This window comes from Rhodococcus phenolicus (assembly GCF_001646785.1).
Taxonomy (GTDB): domain Bacteria; phylum Actinomycetota; class Actinomycetes; order Mycobacteriales; family Mycobacteriaceae; genus Rhodococcus; species Rhodococcus phenolicus.
In genome coordinates this window covers 1-16836 of sequence record NZ_LRRH01000058.1, presented here as the reverse complement: position 1 = coordinate 16836, position 16836 = coordinate 1, and the positions used below count along the sequence as shown (strand labels likewise).

Annotated in this window: 15 protein-coding genes, 1 pseudogene and 1 riboswitch; of the genes and pseudogenes, 8 read left to right on the top strand and 8 right to left on the bottom strand. The window is 70.8% G+C overall.

What is annotated here, in order from left to right:
* The first annotated feature begins 116 nt into the window (after positions 1–116).
* Positions 117–2348: a molybdopterin-dependent oxidoreductase gene (locus A8G15_RS16405; RefSeq protein WP_068161646.1), complete on the top strand. Its 2232-nt coding sequence runs from the start codon at positions 117–119 to the stop codon at positions 2346–2348.
* Here the strand turns inward: A8G15_RS16405 and A8G15_RS16400 are convergent.
* Positions 2323–4608, bottom strand: a complete 2286-nt coding sequence (locus A8G15_RS16400; RefSeq protein WP_068161643.1) for a helicase-associated domain-containing protein — start codon at positions 4606–4608, stop codon at positions 2323–2325. The genes A8G15_RS16405 and A8G15_RS16400 overlap by 26 nt on opposite strands.
* Positions 4609–4667: 59 nt before the next feature.
* Between A8G15_RS16400 and A8G15_RS16395 the strand changes: the two genes are divergently transcribed.
* Positions 4668–4856 (top strand): hypothetical protein, encoded by a 189-nt coding sequence (locus tag A8G15_RS16395; RefSeq protein ID WP_068161937.1) that lies wholly within the window; start codon positions 4668–4670, stop codon positions 4854–4856.
* Positions 4857–4950: 94 nt separating this feature from the next.
* On the opposite strand, the gene A8G15_RS16390 is transcribed toward A8G15_RS16395, so the two are convergent.
* The 3 genes from A8G15_RS16390 to A8G15_RS16380 form a co-directional block, all read right to left on the bottom strand.
* The gene (locus tag A8G15_RS16390) at positions 4951–5544 is read right to left on the bottom strand and encodes a transglycosylase family protein (protein WP_068161641.1); all 594 of its coding nucleotides are present in this window, start codon (positions 5542–5544) and stop codon (positions 4951–4953) included.
* Between the two features lie 7 nt (positions 5545–5551).
* Positions 5552–5775, bottom strand: a riboswitch (cyclic di-AMP (ydaO/yuaA leader).
* Between the two features lie 226 nt (positions 5776–6001).
* A complete protein-coding gene (locus A8G15_RS16385; RefSeq protein WP_068161639.1) occupies positions 6002–6385 on the bottom strand; it encodes a YccF domain-containing protein in 384 nt (127 codons plus the stop codon).
* On the bottom strand, positions 6382–6624 hold the full coding sequence (locus A8G15_RS16380; protein WP_068161635.1) for a hypothetical protein: 243 nt from the start codon (positions 6622–6624) through the stop codon (positions 6382–6384). Before A8G15_RS16380 ends, A8G15_RS16385 begins: the two co-directional genes overlap by 4 nt.
* A gap of 164 nt (positions 6625–6788) precedes the next feature.
* On the opposite strand from A8G15_RS16380, the gene A8G15_RS32240 reads away from it, so the two are divergent.
* Positions 6789–7202: a cold-shock protein gene (locus A8G15_RS32240; protein WP_211270186.1), complete on the top strand. Its 414-nt coding sequence runs from the start codon at positions 6789–6791 to the stop codon at positions 7200–7202.
* Between the two features lie 67 nt (positions 7203–7269).
* Here A8G15_RS32240 and A8G15_RS16370 read toward each other — a convergent pair whose 3' ends face one another.
* From A8G15_RS16370 to A8G15_RS16360, 3 genes are all read right to left on the bottom strand, one after another.
* A complete protein-coding gene (locus tag A8G15_RS16370; RefSeq protein WP_082899958.1) occupies positions 7270–7758 on the bottom strand; it encodes a DUF2771 domain-containing protein in 489 nt (162 codons plus the stop codon).
* A gap of 2 nt (positions 7759–7760) precedes the next feature.
* Positions 7761–9479, bottom strand: coding sequence for an MFS transporter (locus tag A8G15_RS16365; protein WP_068161627.1), 1719 nt, complete (start codon positions 9477–9479; stop codon positions 7761–7763).
* Between the two features lie 70 nt (positions 9480–9549).
* Positions 9550–10386 (bottom strand): glutaminyl-peptide cyclotransferase, encoded by an 837-nt coding sequence (locus tag A8G15_RS16360; protein ID WP_245687869.1) that lies wholly within the window; start codon positions 10384–10386, stop codon positions 9550–9552.
* 90 nt (positions 10387–10476) lie between these two features.
* Between A8G15_RS16360 and A8G15_RS16355 the strand changes: the two genes are divergently transcribed.
* Genes A8G15_RS16355 through A8G15_RS16345 form a run of 3 tightly spaced genes read left to right on the top strand, consistent with a single transcriptional unit; the run spans position 10477 to position 14625 of the window.
* The gene (locus A8G15_RS16355; RefSeq protein WP_425415097.1) at positions 10477–11313 is read left to right on the top strand and encodes a DUF3027 domain-containing protein; all 837 of its coding nucleotides are present in this window, start codon (positions 10477–10479) and stop codon (positions 11311–11313) included.
* A 1-nt stretch (position 11314) separates the two neighbouring features.
* The gene (locus tag A8G15_RS16350; RefSeq protein ID WP_068161619.1) at positions 11315–14089 is read left to right on the top strand and encodes a sacsin N-terminal ATP-binding-like domain-containing protein; all 2775 of its coding nucleotides are present in this window, start codon (positions 11315–11317) and stop codon (positions 14087–14089) included.
* The gene (locus tag A8G15_RS16345; RefSeq protein ID WP_068161616.1) at positions 14086–14625 is read left to right on the top strand and encodes a phosphatase PAP2 family protein; all 540 of its coding nucleotides are present in this window, start codon (positions 14086–14088) and stop codon (positions 14623–14625) included. Before A8G15_RS16350 ends, A8G15_RS16345 begins: the two co-directional genes overlap by 4 nt.
* Before the next feature lie 25 nt (positions 14626–14650).
* Here the strand turns inward: A8G15_RS16345 and A8G15_RS16340 are convergent, their stop codons facing one another.
* On the bottom strand, positions 14651–14899 hold the full coding sequence (locus tag A8G15_RS16340) for a DUF2530 domain-containing protein (RefSeq protein WP_068161613.1): 249 nt from the start codon (positions 14897–14899) through the stop codon (positions 14651–14653).
* A gap of 81 nt (positions 14900–14980) precedes the next feature.
* On the opposite strand from A8G15_RS16340, the gene A8G15_RS16335 reads away from it, so the two are divergent.
* Positions 14981–16435, top strand: coding sequence for an NCS2 family permease (locus tag A8G15_RS16335; RefSeq protein WP_068161611.1), 1455 nt, complete (start codon positions 14981–14983; stop codon positions 16433–16435).
* Positions 16436–16478: 43 nt separating this feature from the next.
* Positions 16479–16836: pseudogene (locus A8G15_RS16330) on the top strand (MarR family winged helix-turn-helix transcriptional regulator); the annotation flags it as partial.

Genomic DNA, 16836 nt, shown 5'->3' with positions numbered 1-16836 from the left:
GTCGCGACGCTTCCGGGATCGCCGGTCGGCGGATCGCGGCTCGGTCGCGAGTGTCATGTGGGCGTCCTCGGCGCCGATCGCTCACGAGCGACCCGAGTCGGTGCTAGGTTTCGCACATGACCGCGGAGGGGGCCGCCGTGTCCACACGTACCGTCGCCCGTCAGTGCACTCTGTGTGAGGCGCACTGCGGAATCCTCGTCACCGTCGACCGGGACAGGGTCACCCGCATCGAGGGTGACCCGGACGACGTGCTCTCGCACGGCTACATCTGCCCGAAGGCCACGGCGCTCGCGGACCTGCACCACGACCCGGACCGGCTGCGTCGCCCGATGCGCCGCGTCGGGGACGGCTTCGAGGAGATCGGCTGGGACGAGGCGTTCGCGCTCGCCGGGAACCGGCTGCGCGCCGTCCGGCGACGGCACGGTCGCGACGCGATCGCGATGTACCTGGGCAACCCGGCCGCGCACAGCTCGTCGGTCGTCTACGGCATCGCGCTGCGTGTCGCCCTCCTCACCCGGAAGTTCTACTCGGCGTCCTCGATCGATCAGTTCCCACAGGAATTCGCGGCGTGGAAGATGTTCGGTTCGAACGTGCTGATGCCGATCGCGGACGTCGACCGCACCGACCGTCTGTTGATCCTCGGAGCCAACCCGGCGGTGTCCAACGGCTCGGTCACCACGATGCCCGACGCCCGCGGGCGCATCGCCGCGATCCGCCGCCGCGGTGGCTCCGTGGTCGTCGTCGACCCGCGGCGCACCGAGACGGCGCGGCTGGCGGACGAGCACGTCGCGGTGCGTCCGGGCGGCGATCCGTACCTGCTGCTCGGCATGCTGCACACGATCCTTGCCGACGGCACCGGCCCGGCAGCGGGCACTGTGCCGCTGGCCGGTACGGAGGAACTCGCCGAGCTGGTCGCACCCTGCACGCCCGAGGCGATGGCGCCTCGTGCCGGGGTGGACGCGGACACGATCGTGCGCCTGGCCCGCGACCACGCCGCCGCACGGTCCGCGGTCGCGTACGCCCGTATCGGTGTCTGCCATCAGGTCACCGGCACCCTCACCCATTGGCTGGTGAACACCCTCAACGCCGTGACCGGAAATCTCGACCGGCCGGGCGGCCAGATGTATGCGACGCCCCCGATCGACGCGGCCCGTCTCGTACGGCGGCTCGGCTCCGGGCACGGCCGGTGGAGGAGCCGCACCGGCGAGCACGCCTCGTTCCGGACGGAACTGCCGGTGGTGGGGTTGGCCGACGAGATGCTCGGTGACGCAGCGGATTCCGCCGGTCCTGTCCGGGCATTGGTCACCTACGCCGGGAACCCGGTGCTGTCCACCCCGCAGGGCGGTCGTCTCGACGAGGCCCTCGACAGTCTCGACTTCTTCGTCGCGGTCGACATGTACCTCACCGAGACGTCCCGGCACGCCGACCTGATTCTTCCGCCGGTGTCCCACCTCGAGCGGGAGGAGTTCGACTTCCTGTTCCCGGTCTTCTCCGTCCGCAACAACGCACGGTTCAACGCCCGGGTGTTCGAGCCACCGCCGGACACGCTCGAGGACTGGCAGATCCTCTCGCGCCTGACCCTGGAGGTGCTTCCGCTTCCGTTGCGGGCGCAGCTGACTCGTCCACTCCGCGCCGTGTTCGATCGGCTCGGCCCACTGCGGCTGGGTGCGCTCGGTGTCCTGACCGGTCCGCACGGTGTGCTGCGCCGCGGGCGCCGGGGGTTGACCCTCGGACGCATCCGGCGCACCCGCGGGGGAATCGACCTCGGGCCGCTGCAGCCACGCCTCCGGTCCCTGGTGGCCACCCGGGACGGCCGGGTGCACGTGGCGCCGCCGGAGTTCGTCGACGAGACACGTCGCCTGCTCGCCGAGACCGAGAACGACTCGCGGGAAACCGAATTCGACCTCCGCCTGATCGGACGCCGCCACCTGCGGTCGAACAACTCGTGGCTGCACAACATTCCGACGATGGTCAAGGGCCGCGACCGGTGCACGGTCCTGATGCATCCCGACGACGCCGCGGCCCGGTCGCTCGTCCACGGCCAGCCGGTGACCGTGCGCTCCCGGATCGGCAGCATCGTGGTGCCCGTCGAGGTCAGCGACGAGATCCGGGCCGGCACCGTCGCGATCCCGCACGGTTGGGGTCACGACGAGAAGGGTGTCGGCTGGTCCACAGCCGCCGCACATCCCGGCGCCAACGTCAACCTGCTGCACGACCCCGCGGTCACCGACACCTTCACCGGCAATGCCGCCGTGAACGCGACGATGGTGAACGTGACCGCGAGGAGCGAGCGGTCCGCGGACCAGGACGTGGGAACCCGGGTCAGTCGACCAGTGCGACGGACGTGACCCGGTGCAGCACGAAGCTGCGCACCGTGCCCGCCGCTGGATCGAACGCCTCGAGCGCGCCACCGCTCACCGCGACCGGGTCGACGATGCGCCGGGTGGCCACGCCCTGGGCGTCGACGTACCCCAGGGTGACACTGCGTTTGCTGTGCACGGCGAGTTGCAGCAGCGCCATCGTGGCGGCGCCACCGGTCCGGCTGCCGTCGGCCTGCACCGACGTCGACGCCGGCGCGGTCGCGGCCCGGTCACCGGCGCGGAGGGTGCGCACCAGGGTGTCGAGCTGATCGCCGGACGGCGCGACCGGACCGGCATAGCGGGCGCGGGCGCGGGGCACCGCCACCCGGGCGCCGGGTGGCCGCAGGTCGAGCACCGCACCCGTCGAATCCTCGCCGGCGGGGGAGAACCCCGCCGCGCGCAGCTCCTGCAGCACCTCGGCGAGCGGGGCCTGGGAGATCGCGACCGTCGGTGCCAGCGCCCGCAGCGCCAGCCGCTCGGCCACCGGAGCGGCGAGGACCTCGGCGAGCAGCGCCGGGTCGTCGGACCGCACGAACGACGATGCGACGCCGGTCCGTAACCGCCCGTGCCGGCGCGCGACGTCGTCGATGAGATAGGTCAGGGACTGCGGCACCGGCGTCCGCGAATGCGCGGCGAACAGGGCGTGCAGGTCGCCGGCCCCGGCACCGGCATCCAGTGCCCGCCGCACGCTGGCCTCCCCGATGCGGTACACGGTCGCCGCTCCCGCCGACTCGACGTCGGCGACGAGCGCGACCCGAGCGGCGAGGTCGGGTACCAGCGGTCCGGGCGCGACCACGGTCAGGTCGGCCTGCACCAGAACGTAGTCCACCGGCTGCGGCAACACGGCGGCCATCTCGGCTTCGGCGTCCCCGCCGTGCAGCAGTGCCTTTCCGGGGGAGGCGATCGACCCGTGCGCGACGACGGCGAGTGCGGTTGCCTCCCGCAGCGTCTCCGCGACCGCGTCGGAGCCGAGCCGTCCCGCCCACCGCGGTCGCCGCCACGCGAGTGCCGCACGTGCCTGTCCCGCATCGGGTGAGGAACCGGGTGTCTCGGCGAGCAGTTCGAGCAGGAGCCGCCGGTCGCGGACGGCGGGCGGGGATTGCACCTCCTCGGACAGCGCGGCGATCGGTTTGTCGTTCTGGTCGCGCCGGCCGACGAGCCACGGCCTGCGGGGGGAGTCGAGCCACGCACCGGCCAGGACCGCCCACCGGTGTCCCGTGGTGGCCTTCGACCAGCCGTCGGCGGATGTCGTCGGTGCCCAGTAGTCGTCGACATCGGTCGGTGGCGGCGGGTCGGGCAGGCCGCGCGCGATCAGTCCGGCCGCGGCGAGCACCTCCACGAGCAGTGCCGCGTGGGTTTCGTCGATGCCGACGGTCTTGGCGAGCCGGCGCAGTTCGCGGACGCCGAGGCCCCCGGATTTGAGGGCAGGGGCCGGGACGGAACCGAGGGCGTCGATCAGTTCCTCGGCGTGCCGCAGCAGTTCGAGCGCGGCGCCCGCGGCGGTCGCGTTGACGTCGGCGACGGTGTGTGTGGCCGGTATCGGGGCCGGGGGCACGAGCGCGGCCGGATCGAACGGCGCCTCCCCGCGCAGGTGTTGGCCTACCCGGTGGGGCAGTTCGACGGTCTCGTCGTCGAGCCGGATCAGCAGCCCGGACGCGATCAGCTGCTGCACCGGGCGGTCGGCGGGTGCGTCCGCCGCGGCGTCCTTGGTGCGGCCGACGGGGGAGGTGCGTGCCAGGGTGTCGAGGATGCCGCGGCGGGCGGCATCGAGGTCGTCGATCATCGTCGCGAGCGCGGCGTCGTCCGGCAGATCCGACGCGGTGCTGCGGGCGATGCGCCAGGGCACGGTTTCGGTGGCGGCCGGGACGAGCGACAGCCGGTCGGCGGGACCCCACACGAGCAGGAGGGTGCGCAGCCGGTCGAGGGTGCGGTCGACGTTCTTCGCGGTGGTGCGTCCGGAGAGCAGGTCCAGCAGCGCGCGACGCGTCACGGGTGTCTCGGCGGCACCGAGCCGGGCAAGCGCTTCGATCACGCCGAAGTCGCCGGTGGTCAGCTCGTCGGCGGCCCGGAAGACCGATGCCCGTTGCTGGGCGCGGTTGGCCAGGACGGCCATGGTGGCCGGTGGCGGCACCACCAGGTCCGGCCGGGCGCGCAGGAGCGCGGCGAGGTCGGAATCGCGACGTCCGGCCAGCCACCGGGCGAGTGACGGGGGCCCGGCGTCCGGCCCGGATGAGGTGGTGGAGGTCATCGGACCCAGATTAGAGACCTGAGGTGGCCCACCGCGAACTCACCTGCCAAAATGAGCGCATGGCTCACACTTCGAAGAACCAGTACGTTGATCGCGGGTGGCCGGAGCTCGTCGACGGCGATCTCGCCGTCACCGAGTTGTCCTCCACGCGTTCGGGTCCGCTCTCTCCCTACGGTGAGGAGACGGAATTCCCGGTTCCGGTCGATTCCCTCCCGTACACGCACCCCCACACCATCATCAACCGCTGATTCTTCGGATCCCGGGAAACCGGGACACAGAGACGACACAGAGAAGGGGCCCCGCACCGGAATCCGGTGCGGGGCCCCTTCTCTGTGTTTCGGGTCAGTTCGGCAGGATGGCCGTGACCTGGTCGACCAGGACCTGATCGACGGGGATACCGGCGGCGCGGAGCGCGTCGATGCCCTGAGCGAAGCCCGCCTTGGCGCTCTGCGGCGCAAGGAACGGGATGTTCTCCTGCAGCGTCGGCGCTGCCTCGGGAACGGCCTGTTCCTGCGTCTCGACCGTGTCCGCGAGGGTGCCGGACGTCGGCATCGAACGCTGCGACGGTGCGCTGCTCAGACCGAGGCTCGAGGAGCAGGACGGCCATGCGCCCCATCCCTGGCCTTCGAGGACGCGCTCGGCGACGGCGATCTGCTGGTCGCGGCTGGCCTGGTGCGCGGTCGGTGCGTACTGCTGGCCGCCGTAGGCGTTCCAGGTGCTCGGCGAGAACTGCAGGCCACCCTGGTAGCCGTTGCCGGTGTTGATGCCCCAGTTGCCGCCGGACTCGCACTGCGCGAGGCGGTCCCAGTCGGAGTCGGGGGCAGCGTTGGCGGTGCCGCTGAAAGCGACACCGGTGACGCCGAGAACCGCGCTGGTCAGCGCGAACTTCGCGACGGTACGGCCGGTGTTGGTGGGTTTGCGATGGCGTCCGCTCATTGCTCCGGTTTCCTCTCCGCACGCGCCTACGAGGTCAGCTGTCGGGTTCGGGCTGAAGAGGTAGCCCGGCCGCGTCGTTCCCGCTGGGGAGCGATTCGGCTTCACCCCAAGGGCCGTTGCTGGTGCGTCGGCCCGGGTGCCTCCTGGGAACTTCCGCTCCCTGGGAGACCGTGTGGGTCCCCCGTTTCCTGTCCCCTGGATCGTTCGTCGGGGTTCCGGCTCCGCGGGACAGGATTTGGCGCGGCGGAACCGGGTTGGCCGGACCAGTCCGACCGGATTCGACGGTAACGGGTCGGGGGGCGGAGTGTCACCAATTGATAACGCGCGATCGTTTACGGCGATGCCGTGACCTCGGCGAGAGTCTGCGCGAACCCGCAGGTAGCGCGCTGTCTCGTCGCACCGAGTCCGTTCGAAGCCGGAACGTTATAGCGTCGTGATGTGACGAACGTCACAGATGTTACGGGTGTGAACCGACGGGGACGATGTCCTTGCCGAGCGGCATCAGCGAGATCGGAACCATCTTCAGGTTCGCGACGGCGAGCGGAATCCCGATGATCGTGATGGCCATCGCGACCGCGGTCACGATGTGCCCGATCGCCAGCCACACTCCCGCGATGATCACCCAGATCACGTTCCCGATCATCGAACCGACGCCGGCCGTCGGCTTGTCCACCACTGTCTTGCCGAACGGCCAGAGTGCGTACAGGCCGATGCGGAAGGCGGCGATGCCGAAGGGAATCGTCACGATCAGCACGCAGCACACGATGCCGGCGACGAGATACCCGAGGGCCAGCCACAACCCGCCGAAGATCAGCCAGATGACGTTGAGCAGTAATCTCACGATCCACCTCCACGTGCGCGACGGCCGGACCGCAGCGCGAACATGATCGCCAGCAGGAAGCCCAGCGGCCAGGCCGCGGTCAGCAGGTACAGCACCAGACCGGGTTTGCCGTCCGTGACCACCGGGGTCAGGAAAATTGCGACAACTGCGACGATACCGACGGCGAAGCACACCAGCGCAGCTTTGAGCAGGCCGTTGCTCGGCCCCGTAGAGGAATCGGAAGTACCCACGTCGTCCACGGTAGTGCGTCGATGCCGGTACGGGACGGTCGCACGGGCTGCCCGGCCCCGAATCGAGGTACACTGGCGCCGTCTACGCGTCCCGCACCCGATTGCGGGGCGCGTTGTTTTGCATATCCACGGGTGCCCGGTGGGGTACAGCTGTCGAGGAGCAGGTGAACGCGGTGCCAAGCGGCAAGGTGAAGTGGTACGACGTCGAGAAGGGCTTCGGCTTCCTGTCCCAGGAGGAGGGCGAGGACGTCTACGTCCGGGCGTCCGCGCTCCCGGACGGAGTGGAGGCCCTCAAGCCGGGGCAGCGAGTCGAGTTCGGCATGGCCGTCGGCCGACGCGGCCCGCAGGCCCTGAGCGTGAAGCTGCTCGAACAGCCCACCCTGCGGCAGAAGGGTGGCCGCCGCGAGCACACCCCGGACCGTGAGCGCCGCAATCCCGAGGACCTGGCGAGCATGATCGAAGACGTGATCACGCTGCTCGACACGTCGGTGCAGCCCGACCTGCGGCGCGGACGGTACCCGGAACGCAAGGCAGCCCAGCGCATCTCCGAGGTCCTGCGCGCCGTCGCCCGCGAGCTCGATTCCTGACTTTCGCCACCGCACCCGCGACGAGGGCCTCCGGTGATCCACCGGAGGCCCTCGTCGCGGATGGGGGTCAGTACGTCTGCACGGCCCAGACCGCGTGGGCGATCGCGGTGCCCGTCTCGTCCTGCACGGCCGACGGCAACTGGATCTCGACGCCGAGCAGCTGGATCTCCGGGTCGGACGGCACGGTGACCGCGCGCTGCTCACCGGGAGCGAAGAGGCGGCCGTCCACGAACGTCTCGCCCGTCTTGGGATCGCCGTAGACGACGATCAGGCGCCAGGGCGCATCGGCGATCTCGGACGGCAACGACAACTGCAGCGGGTATCCGGCCGGAACGTCGAGCATGCCCAGCGGATTCTCGATGCAGTCCTCCAGGTAGAGGTTGCAGTGCTGGGTCGGCTCGACCGTCACGCTCGTGCCGCGTGCGAACGCGGTGACCGTCGGAAGCTTCGGCTCGGCCGAGTCGACGAGCTTCCACACCACCGCGGCGAGACCACCCGCCACGAGCAACAGGACCACCGCGATGAGCGCGATGATCTTCTTCGTCCGGGCCTGCAGCGTCATTGAATTCCGTTCCTGCTCGTGTGTCCGCCGGCGCGCGAGGTGCGCCGGTCGGTGGTCTCTGGATCTGCGTGCTCGGGTCGTTTGCCACCGAGTCCGGGCAACAACGTCTTCCCACGGTAGGTCAGGATCGTCTGGGTCAGTCCCAGAACCAGTACCACCGTGACGACGCCGAAGCCGATCCAGTACTCGGGCGGCAACAGCACGCCCAGCGCGCCGCCGACCACCCAGCTCAGCTGGAGCACCGTCTCCGAACGTCCGAACCCGGACGCGATCGATTCCTCCGGCAGGTCCTGCTGCAGCGACGCGTCCAGCGACACCTTCGCCAGGGCGCTGGCACACGCCGCGACCAGCGCCGCAGCGGCCGCTGCGAAGATGTTGTCGGTCGCGGCGACGATGGCCGAGACGATCACCACCGCCGCGGTACAGCGGACGACGATGAGGGCGGGACGGCCCAGCGCCAGCCGGGCTCCGGTGGCGTTGCCGGCGAAGTTTCCGATCGCCGCGGCCGCCCCGACGAGCCCCAGCATCGCCGCCTGCACGAGCGGGTCGTGCTCGGTCTTGGACTTGGCGACGAACGCGATGAACAAGGTGAGGAAACCGGTGAGCACCCGGATCGTGCCGTTGCCCCACAATCCGGTGACGACGGCGCGGCCCAGCGGCTGACGGCGACGCGTGCCCGGTGTGGCGATCACCTCGGTCCGGGTGTCGATGGCCTCGGTGCGCGCCTCGGACCCGTGATACGACAGCGTCGCCGGGACCTCGCCCTCGGTGACCTCCACCCACGCCGGGATCCGCATGCTCAGGTACGCGCCGAACGCGGTGATCCCGGCGCACAACCACAACGCACCCGACGAACCGAACAGCCACGCCGCGGCAGCAGCGACCGCACCGGCACCCAGCGTGCCGCCGACCAGGCCGAACACGGTCAGGCGGGAATTGACCCGCACCAGATCGATCTCCGGTGGCAGCACCCGGGGCGTCACCGCCGATTTCAGCACCGAGAACGATTTGCTCAGCACCATCATCGCCAGCGCGGCGGGATACAGCCCCCAACTGTCGAAATTGAACACGAGCACCACCGCGAGGACGCTCCGCAACGCGAACGACGCCGCCAGCGCCAGCCGCCGGCCGTGCTGCAGCCGGTCCAGCAGCGGGCCGATCAGCGGTGCGATGATCGCGAACGGTGCGATCGTGATGAGCAGATACAGCGCGACCTTCGTCTTGTCCTCACCGGTCGCGGCCGAGAAGAACAAGGTGTTCGCCAGTGCCACTGCGATCGCGGCGTCGCTCGCGAAGTTCGCCATCGTCGCGTACATCAGCGCGGTCAGACCGGACTTGTCGGCACCGTCCGCGTTGGCCGCCCGCCGGAACGTGGCGATGCCCTTGTTCGTCAGTTCCCGGCTGCGCAGCGCCGCGACCCGGGTGACGGTCAGCTTCCGGGGCATCCGCGGGGCACGCGGCGCATCGGACTCCGTGGCCGCGCGTGCGTCGTCGCGTGGTTTGCGGTTCCCGTCGAGCGGGTGCAGCGGCGGCAACGGTGTGCGCCGGGCAGCGGTGTGCCGCGGGGGCGGATAGTTGCGGTAGCCGGGATGGTCCGCGGCGGGGTCGTGCCGGGCGGAACGCGAGGAGCGCGGAGCCGAGCGGCGGTCGCCGCCGTCGGCGTCGGCACGGCCGCGCGCCGGGTCGGCGGGTCGGCGCTCGTCCGGATCGGTCACGTCTTCGATTCTTCCCCACGGGCCTCCGGTGGTGCAGACAGGTACCCGCGTGGGATGGGACACGAAGTGCTCACGGTACGAAACGCACCTCGAACATCGTCGGCCAGTACTTGCCGGTGACGAGGAACCGGTCGGTTCCCGGCACCTGCGCGATCCCGTTGAGAACGTCGATGCCCTCGCGCTGCTCGTCGGTGAGTTCGTCGCGGAGCGCCCCGGCGTCGACGGTCGCGGTGACCCGGCCCGAATCCGGGTCGATGCGGACGATCCGGTCGGTCTTCCACACGTTCGCGTAGACGGAGCCGTCCTCGGCGCATTCGAGTTCGTTGAGATTGTCGACCTCGCGACCGTTCGCGCGCACGGTCGCGGTGCCGAGCACGTCGAAGGTCACCGGGTCGCGGAAGGTGAGGGTCGACGAACCGTCGCTCATGACCAAGCGGTTCCCGTCCGCGCACAGACCCCAGCCCTGACCGTCGTAGTCGACGAGGTCGCGGGGCGCGAGCGTGTCGCGGTCGCGGGCGATGGCCACGCCGTCCTTCCAGGTCAACTGCCACACGGTGTCTCCGGCGACGGTGATGCCCTCGCCGAACATCTCGTCGGGAACCGGCACCCGGGTGCGCTCGGCGCCGGTGTCGAGCGCCCGCGCCGACAGATACGACCGGCCCTCCCGGCCCGTCCCCTCGAGCAGTTCGCCGTCGGAGATCTCGAGACCCTGCGTGAACGCGGCCGGGTCGTGCGGCCGGGTCGCGACGACCTCGACGCGCAGTTCCTCGGCGGGTGGCCCGGGGTCGGCGACGGGCCGGTCGGCGCACGCGGTGAGGACCCCGGTGGTGAGCGCCGCGACGGTCGTGGCGAGGACCGCGGCCGGCCGGATCGGTCGGGGGAGTCTGCCGTCCTGTCGCACTCGCACGGACGCCATCATCGCAGTTGACCGACCCCGTCTCGGCAGCCAAGGGCCACGCTCCCGCCCGGGTGCGGCAGAATGGGCACCGTGAGTGCTGTGTCTTCTGCTGATGCCCCCAGCGCGGAATCCTCGGCCGCCGCGGCTGTGCGACCCGTCCTCGCCGATGCGGTCGATGTCGCCCGCGCGGCTCTCGACGAGCTCGGCGAAGGCGGGATCGGCGCGCATCTGGGCGTGACCGGCGACGACGACTGCGCGGCCACCCACCGGTTCGTCGCCGAACTGCCCGGCTATCGCGGCTGGCAGTGGGCGGTCGTCGTGGCGGCCGCACCGGAATCGGATCACGTCACGGTCAGCGAACTGGTGCTGCTGCCCGGACCCGACGCGCTGATCGCACCCGACTGGCTTCCGTGGAACGAGCGGATCCGTCCCGGCGACCTCGGCCCGGGCGACCTGCTGGCCCCCGTCTCCGGCGATCCGCGTCTGGTGCCCGGATATGTCGAGTCCGGCGACCCCGAGGTCGACGACACCGCGCTCGAGATCGGTCTCGGCCGACGGCAGGTCATGAGCCTGGAGGGTCGCCTCGACGCGGCCCAGCGCTGGTTCGACGAATACGGACCGGACAGCGAGATGGCCAAGGCCGCCCCGTCGACGTGTCTGCTCTGTGGCTTCTATCTGCCGCTCTCGGGGTCGTTGCACGCCGCGTTCGGGGTGTGCGGAAACGAATTCGCCGCGGACGGGCACGTCGTGCACGCGCAGTACGGCTGCGGCGCCCACTCGGACACGACACTTCCGACCGGTGCGGGCTCGCCCCGGTTCGACGCATACGACGACGCGGCGGTGGAGATCGTCACGGTCACCCGCCCGGAGCCGGCCGGGGACGAGACCGCCGCCCCGGCGACCGACGAGACCGGCCGGCCGGAACAGACCGACTGACGTGACCCCGGCCGACCCCGCGGACCCGTTCGGCACCGCGGCGCTGCGGGACGGGACGCTGCTCGCGTGGCAGTCGTCGCCGACCCGGCTGCGGGAGGACACCGCCACCGAATCGGATCTCGTCCGTGCCGGTTACCGCGACCGCGTCCTCACCGAACTCGCGCAGAACGCCGCCGACGCCGCTTCCCGCGCGGGCACCACCGGTGCGATGCGGGTGTGGATCGGTGACGACGGATTGCACGTCGCGAACACCGGTGCCCCGCTGGACGAACCCGGTGTGCAGGCACTGACGGCGCTGCGGGCGTCCGCGAAGACCGGAGGGGTCGGACGCTTCGGTGTCGGCTTCACCGCCGTCCTCGCCGTCTCCGACGACATCGAGATCCGGTCCCGGAGCGGGTCGATCCGCTTCTCCGGTGAACGCACCCGCACGGTCCTGCGCGAGCACGCTCTGGCGCCGCCGCGGTCCGGGGTGCCGGTGTTGCGGCTGGCGTGGCCTGCCGCCGAACCGCCGCTGCCGGGCTTCGACACCGAGATCGTGGTGCGATTGCGGCCCGACGTCGACGCGCGGGCTCTGCTCGGCGGCTTCCGCGACGAGGCCGCGGACCTGCTCCTGGAACTGCCTGCCCTCGGCTCGATCACCATCGGCGACGACGAGCTCACCCGCACCCGCACGGATCTCGGGAACGGTCTCCACGAGATCACCGCTGCCGGTCGCCGCTGGTGGGAAGGCGGAGGGCCGCATGCCCGATGGTTGATTCCCGTCGCCGGCACCGGGGAGATCACGCCCGTCGGCGACGACGTGCTGCGTGCCCCCACCCGATCCGACGAAGAACTGTCGCTGCCGGTCCTCGTCGTCGCCGACGTCCCGATGCAGCCCGACCGGCGGCGGCTGCTGCCCGGCGCCCGGCTCGACCGGATCGCCGACGGTTACGCCGGCTTCGCCGCGGCGCTGCCTGCCGGTCAGCGGATCGCGGTGGTCCCGGTTCCCGGATTCGCGCGCAGCGAGACCGACGGGCTGCTCCGGGAGGCCGTGCTCGCGGAGCTGCGCACCCATCCGTGGCTGCCCGCCGCGAACGGCGGCGACGACCTGGTGCCCGAACGGGCGACGGCGCTCGACGGCCTCACCGACGAACTGGCGGAGGCGCTCGCCGACGTGGTGCCGGGTCTCGTCGCGCCCGCGCTGTGCGGCCCGCGGTATGCCGCCGCGCTCGGCGCCGTGGACGTGCACCGCATCGGTCCGGCCCGTGTCGCCGAACTGCTCACCGGCCTGGACCGCGACCCGCAGTGGTGGCGTCGGCTGTACGACGCGCTGGAACCGCTCGTCGTGGATTCGGTGGTCGCGGAGGAACTCGCGTCGATCCCGGTGCCGCTGTCGGACGGGCGTCTCGTCACCGGTCCGCGCACCACCGTGCTCGGGACCGATCTCGGGGTGGACGCTCCGCTCGTGCTGCCGTGGGTGCGGTTGGTGCACCCGGACGCCGCGCATCCGTTGCTCGCGCGCCTCGGGGCGGGCACCGTCACCGCTGTCGACCTGCTGTCGGATCCCGCGTTGTCCGCCGCGGTCGAGGGCGTCGACCCCGACGACCACGACGCCGCCGCCGAACTCGCGGACACGGTGCTGCGGCTGGCCGGGCACGTTCCGGGTGGTGCGGTGCCCCGTGATCTCGGTGCGCTGCTGCTGCCCGACACCGACGGTGAGCTGGTTCCGGCCGACGAACTGCTCCTGCCCGGTGCGCCGCTCTCATCCGTTCTGGTGGACGAATCACCTTTCAGGACAGTGGATTCCGAACTGGCGGACCGCTACGGACCCGACTCGTTGCGGGCGATCGGCGTCGGCTGGGGTTTCAGCGTGCTGCGCGCCGAACTCCCCACCGGACCGGACCACGACCTGCCCGACGAGGAACAGTGGTGGGCGACGGTCGACACCGACCCGGACACCCTCGTCGCGGTCCGCGACCTCGACCTCGTCGACGAGAGCCGGTGGCCGCAGGCCCTGGCCTTGCTCGCCGCCGACCCCGACACCGCCGAGGCGCTCGCCGACCGCGACGGCTACACCGCGTGGTGGCTGCGCACCTACGCCGTCCTCGACGATCAGCCGCTGGGCCGGTTGCGCGCGCCCGACGACGTGACCTTCGCCGGCCTGCTCGACCCGTGCCCGCACCCCGACTCCGAACGCCTGCGCGCGTGCCTGGCCGACGCGGTCGTCGACAGCACGACACTGGCCGCGGTGCTGCTCGAGCGTCTCGCGGACCCCGACCGTCATCCGGCGCCCGCGGTGGTCGCCTCCGCGCACAGCGCCCTCGCCGGCGCCTACGCCTCGGGGGTCCTCGACGCCGGTGAACTGGATCTGCCGGACGCGGTGCGCAGCATCGCCGGCACCGTCGTCGACGCGACCGACGCGCTGGTTCCGGACCGTCCCTGGTTCGCCGCGGTGATCCCCGCGGACCGGATCGTGATCGGCTCCACGGCCACGGCGGGCGCCCTGGCCGAACTGCTCGACCTCGCAACGGCGTCCGACTCGGTGTCCGCCGACCCGACCGGTCCGGGCCGCGTCACCGAATGGTCGCGGGAACCGCTGGCCGTGCTCGCCGCCGCGACCGCGGGGGTGCCGCTGCCGCGCGGGCCGCTCACCGTGCACGAGCGTCTCGTCGTGCGCTGTTCGGGCGCGGTGACGGGGGAGCGGGACGTGCCGTGGTGGGTGGACCGATCGGGCACCACCCACTGCACTTCCGCCGGATTCACCGCCGCTGTCGCGAGCGGCGGGGCGGGGACGTGACCGTCGACGTCGCGGTGCTCGACTGGATGCTCGGCATCCGTGAACCCGCGCTCACGACCGCGGTGACCGTCGTCACCCACACCGGCGGCACCGCTGGAGTCACGATCCTCGCGACCGTCGCGACACTGCTGTTGCTGCGCGCGTCCCGGCCGCAGGACGCGTTGCTCGTCGCCGGTGCCGTGCTCACCGGCTGGCCGGTCATGAGTCTGCTCAAACTGCTGTTCGCCCGCGCCCGGCCGCCGCTGCCGGAGCGGCTGGTGGACCTGTCGACGCATTCGTTCCCGTCCGGTCACGCGATGATGTCCGCGGTCCTGGCGGTCGCCCTCGCTGCCGTACTCGCCCGGTCCACGCGGCCGCAGGGCCCGTGGCGCGCGGTGCTCTACGCCGGTCTCGCCTGCTACACCGTGGCCGTCGGGCTGTCCCGCGTCTATCTCGCGGCGCACTGGCTGACCGACGTCGTCGCCGGCTGGATCCTCGGCTCGCTGTGGGCCCTCCTGTGGGTGTGGTTGGTCACGCGGGTGCGGATCCGTCGCTGACGCGAAGAGCGTGCGCCCGGGACCGTCAGTTCAGGCCGACCTGCGCCCCGCGGTGACCGCGGCGTGCCGCGCGGCGCTGAACGAGGAAGAGCGCAGAACCCAGCAGCCCCACGATGATTCCGGCCACGCACACCGGCAGCGCGGCCGACCATCGGTCCCCGGCGACGAGAACGACGACCGTCGCGACGACCCACGCCAGGGTGCCGACGGTGAGCGCGGGGCGGGGGTCGGCGAGCCGTCGGACCTGCGCCGCGACGTCGTCTGCGTGTTTCACAATTTGCAGACTAGTAGTTCCCCCTTGCAATAATCTCCCGGTTGCGACTCGAGCAGACTTTCTTCGGAGCGGATATTCGACATGGCCGTAGGCACCGGATTGCTGGACACCTATTTCAAGATCACCGAACGGGGTTCGACGGTGTCCCGGGAGGTTCGCGGCGGTGTCGTCACCTTCGTCGCGATGGCCTACATCGTGGTGCTCAATCCGCTGATCCTCGGTAGCTTCTCGGCCGACGACGCCACCGCCAAGGTCGATGTGCTCGGCAACATCCTGCCGATCAACCAGGTCGCCGCGGTCACGGCACTGGTCGCCGGTCTGATGAGCATCGTGTTCGGCATCATCGCCAACTATCCGTTCGCGCTCGCGGCGGGCCTGGGCATCAACAGCCTGCTCGCGGTGTCCATCGCGCCGCAGGTCACCTGGCCCGAGGCGATGGGCCTGGTGGTCATCGACGGCATCATCATCGTGATCCTGGCGCTCACCGGATTCCGGACCGCGGTGTTCAATGCGATTCCCCCGGAACTGAAATCGGCCATCGCTGCGGGCATCGGCGCGTTCATTGCGTTCATCGGCCTCGTCGACGCCGGCTTCGTCCGCCGCATCCCCGACGCCGCCGGCACCACCGTGCCCGTCGGTCTCGGCATCGACGGCTCGATCGCGTCGTGGCCCACCGCGGTGTTCGTCTTCGGTGTCCTGCTGATGGGTGTGCTGGTCGTGCGCAAGGTACGCGGCGGCCTGCTCATCGGCATCGTGATCACCACGGTGGTCGCCGCGATCGTCCAGGCGATCACGGATGTCGGACCGTCGATGGGCACCAACCCGAAGGGCTGGAACCTGAGCACCCCCGAGGTGCCCGGCCAGATCGCCGGCATGCCCGATCTGAGCCTGGTCGGAAACGTCGACCTGTTCGGCGCCTTCACCCGGATCGGCGTGATCGCCGCGACGCTGCTCGTCTTCACCCTGGTGCTCGCCAACTTCTTCGACGCGATGGGCACGATGACCGGCCTGGGCAAGGAAGCCGGCCTCGTCGACAAGGACGGCAACCTGCCGAACGTGGGCCGTGCGCTCGTGGTGGAGGGCACCGGCGCCATCGTCGGTGGCGCAGCGTCCTCGTCGTCGAACACCGTGTTCGTGGAGTCGGCCTCGGGTATCGCCGACGGCGCCCGCACCGGCCTGGCGAACGTCGTCACCGGTGTGCTGTTCCTCGCCGCGATGTTCCTGACACCGCTGTACGAGATGGTTCCGATCGAAGCTGCCGCCCCCGCCCTGATCGTCGTGGGCGCCCTGATGATCGGGCAGGTCCGGGACATCGATTTCAGCAAGTTCGAGGTCGCGCTGCCGGCATTCCTGACGATCGTGGTGATGCCGTTCACCTATTCGATCGCCAACGGCATCGGCGTCGGCTTCATCACCTGGGTGGTGCTGCACGCGGCGAGCGGGAAGATCCGCACGCTTCATCCGCTGATGTGGGTGGTAGCAGCACTGTTCACCGCATATTTCGTGGTGGATCCCATCACCAGTGTTCTCACCTAGACATATGTCGGTAGTTTCCATCCCATAACGTATTGTGCTCGCCATGACATCGGAAACACGCGCACTGGCGGGCGATCTCGCCCTGGCCGTCGTGCGCCTGACGCGTCATTTGCGGGGGAGACGCACCGATTCGCGAGTGTCCCTGACCCAGCTGTCGGCCATGTCGACGCTGAGTCAGGAAGGAGCGATGACCCCCGGGGCACTTGCAGCGCGTGAGAAGGTCCAGCCACCGTCGATGACGCGCGTCATCGCATGCGCTACAACGATCTCTCGGTGCTGGTGGAGCGGACACCGCATCCGACCGACGGCAGGCAGATCATCGTCGACCTGTCCGAGCCGGGACGGGATCTGCTGCGCGACGGGCGCATCGCTCGGGAGTTCGTGATGCAGTCGCCGTCGAA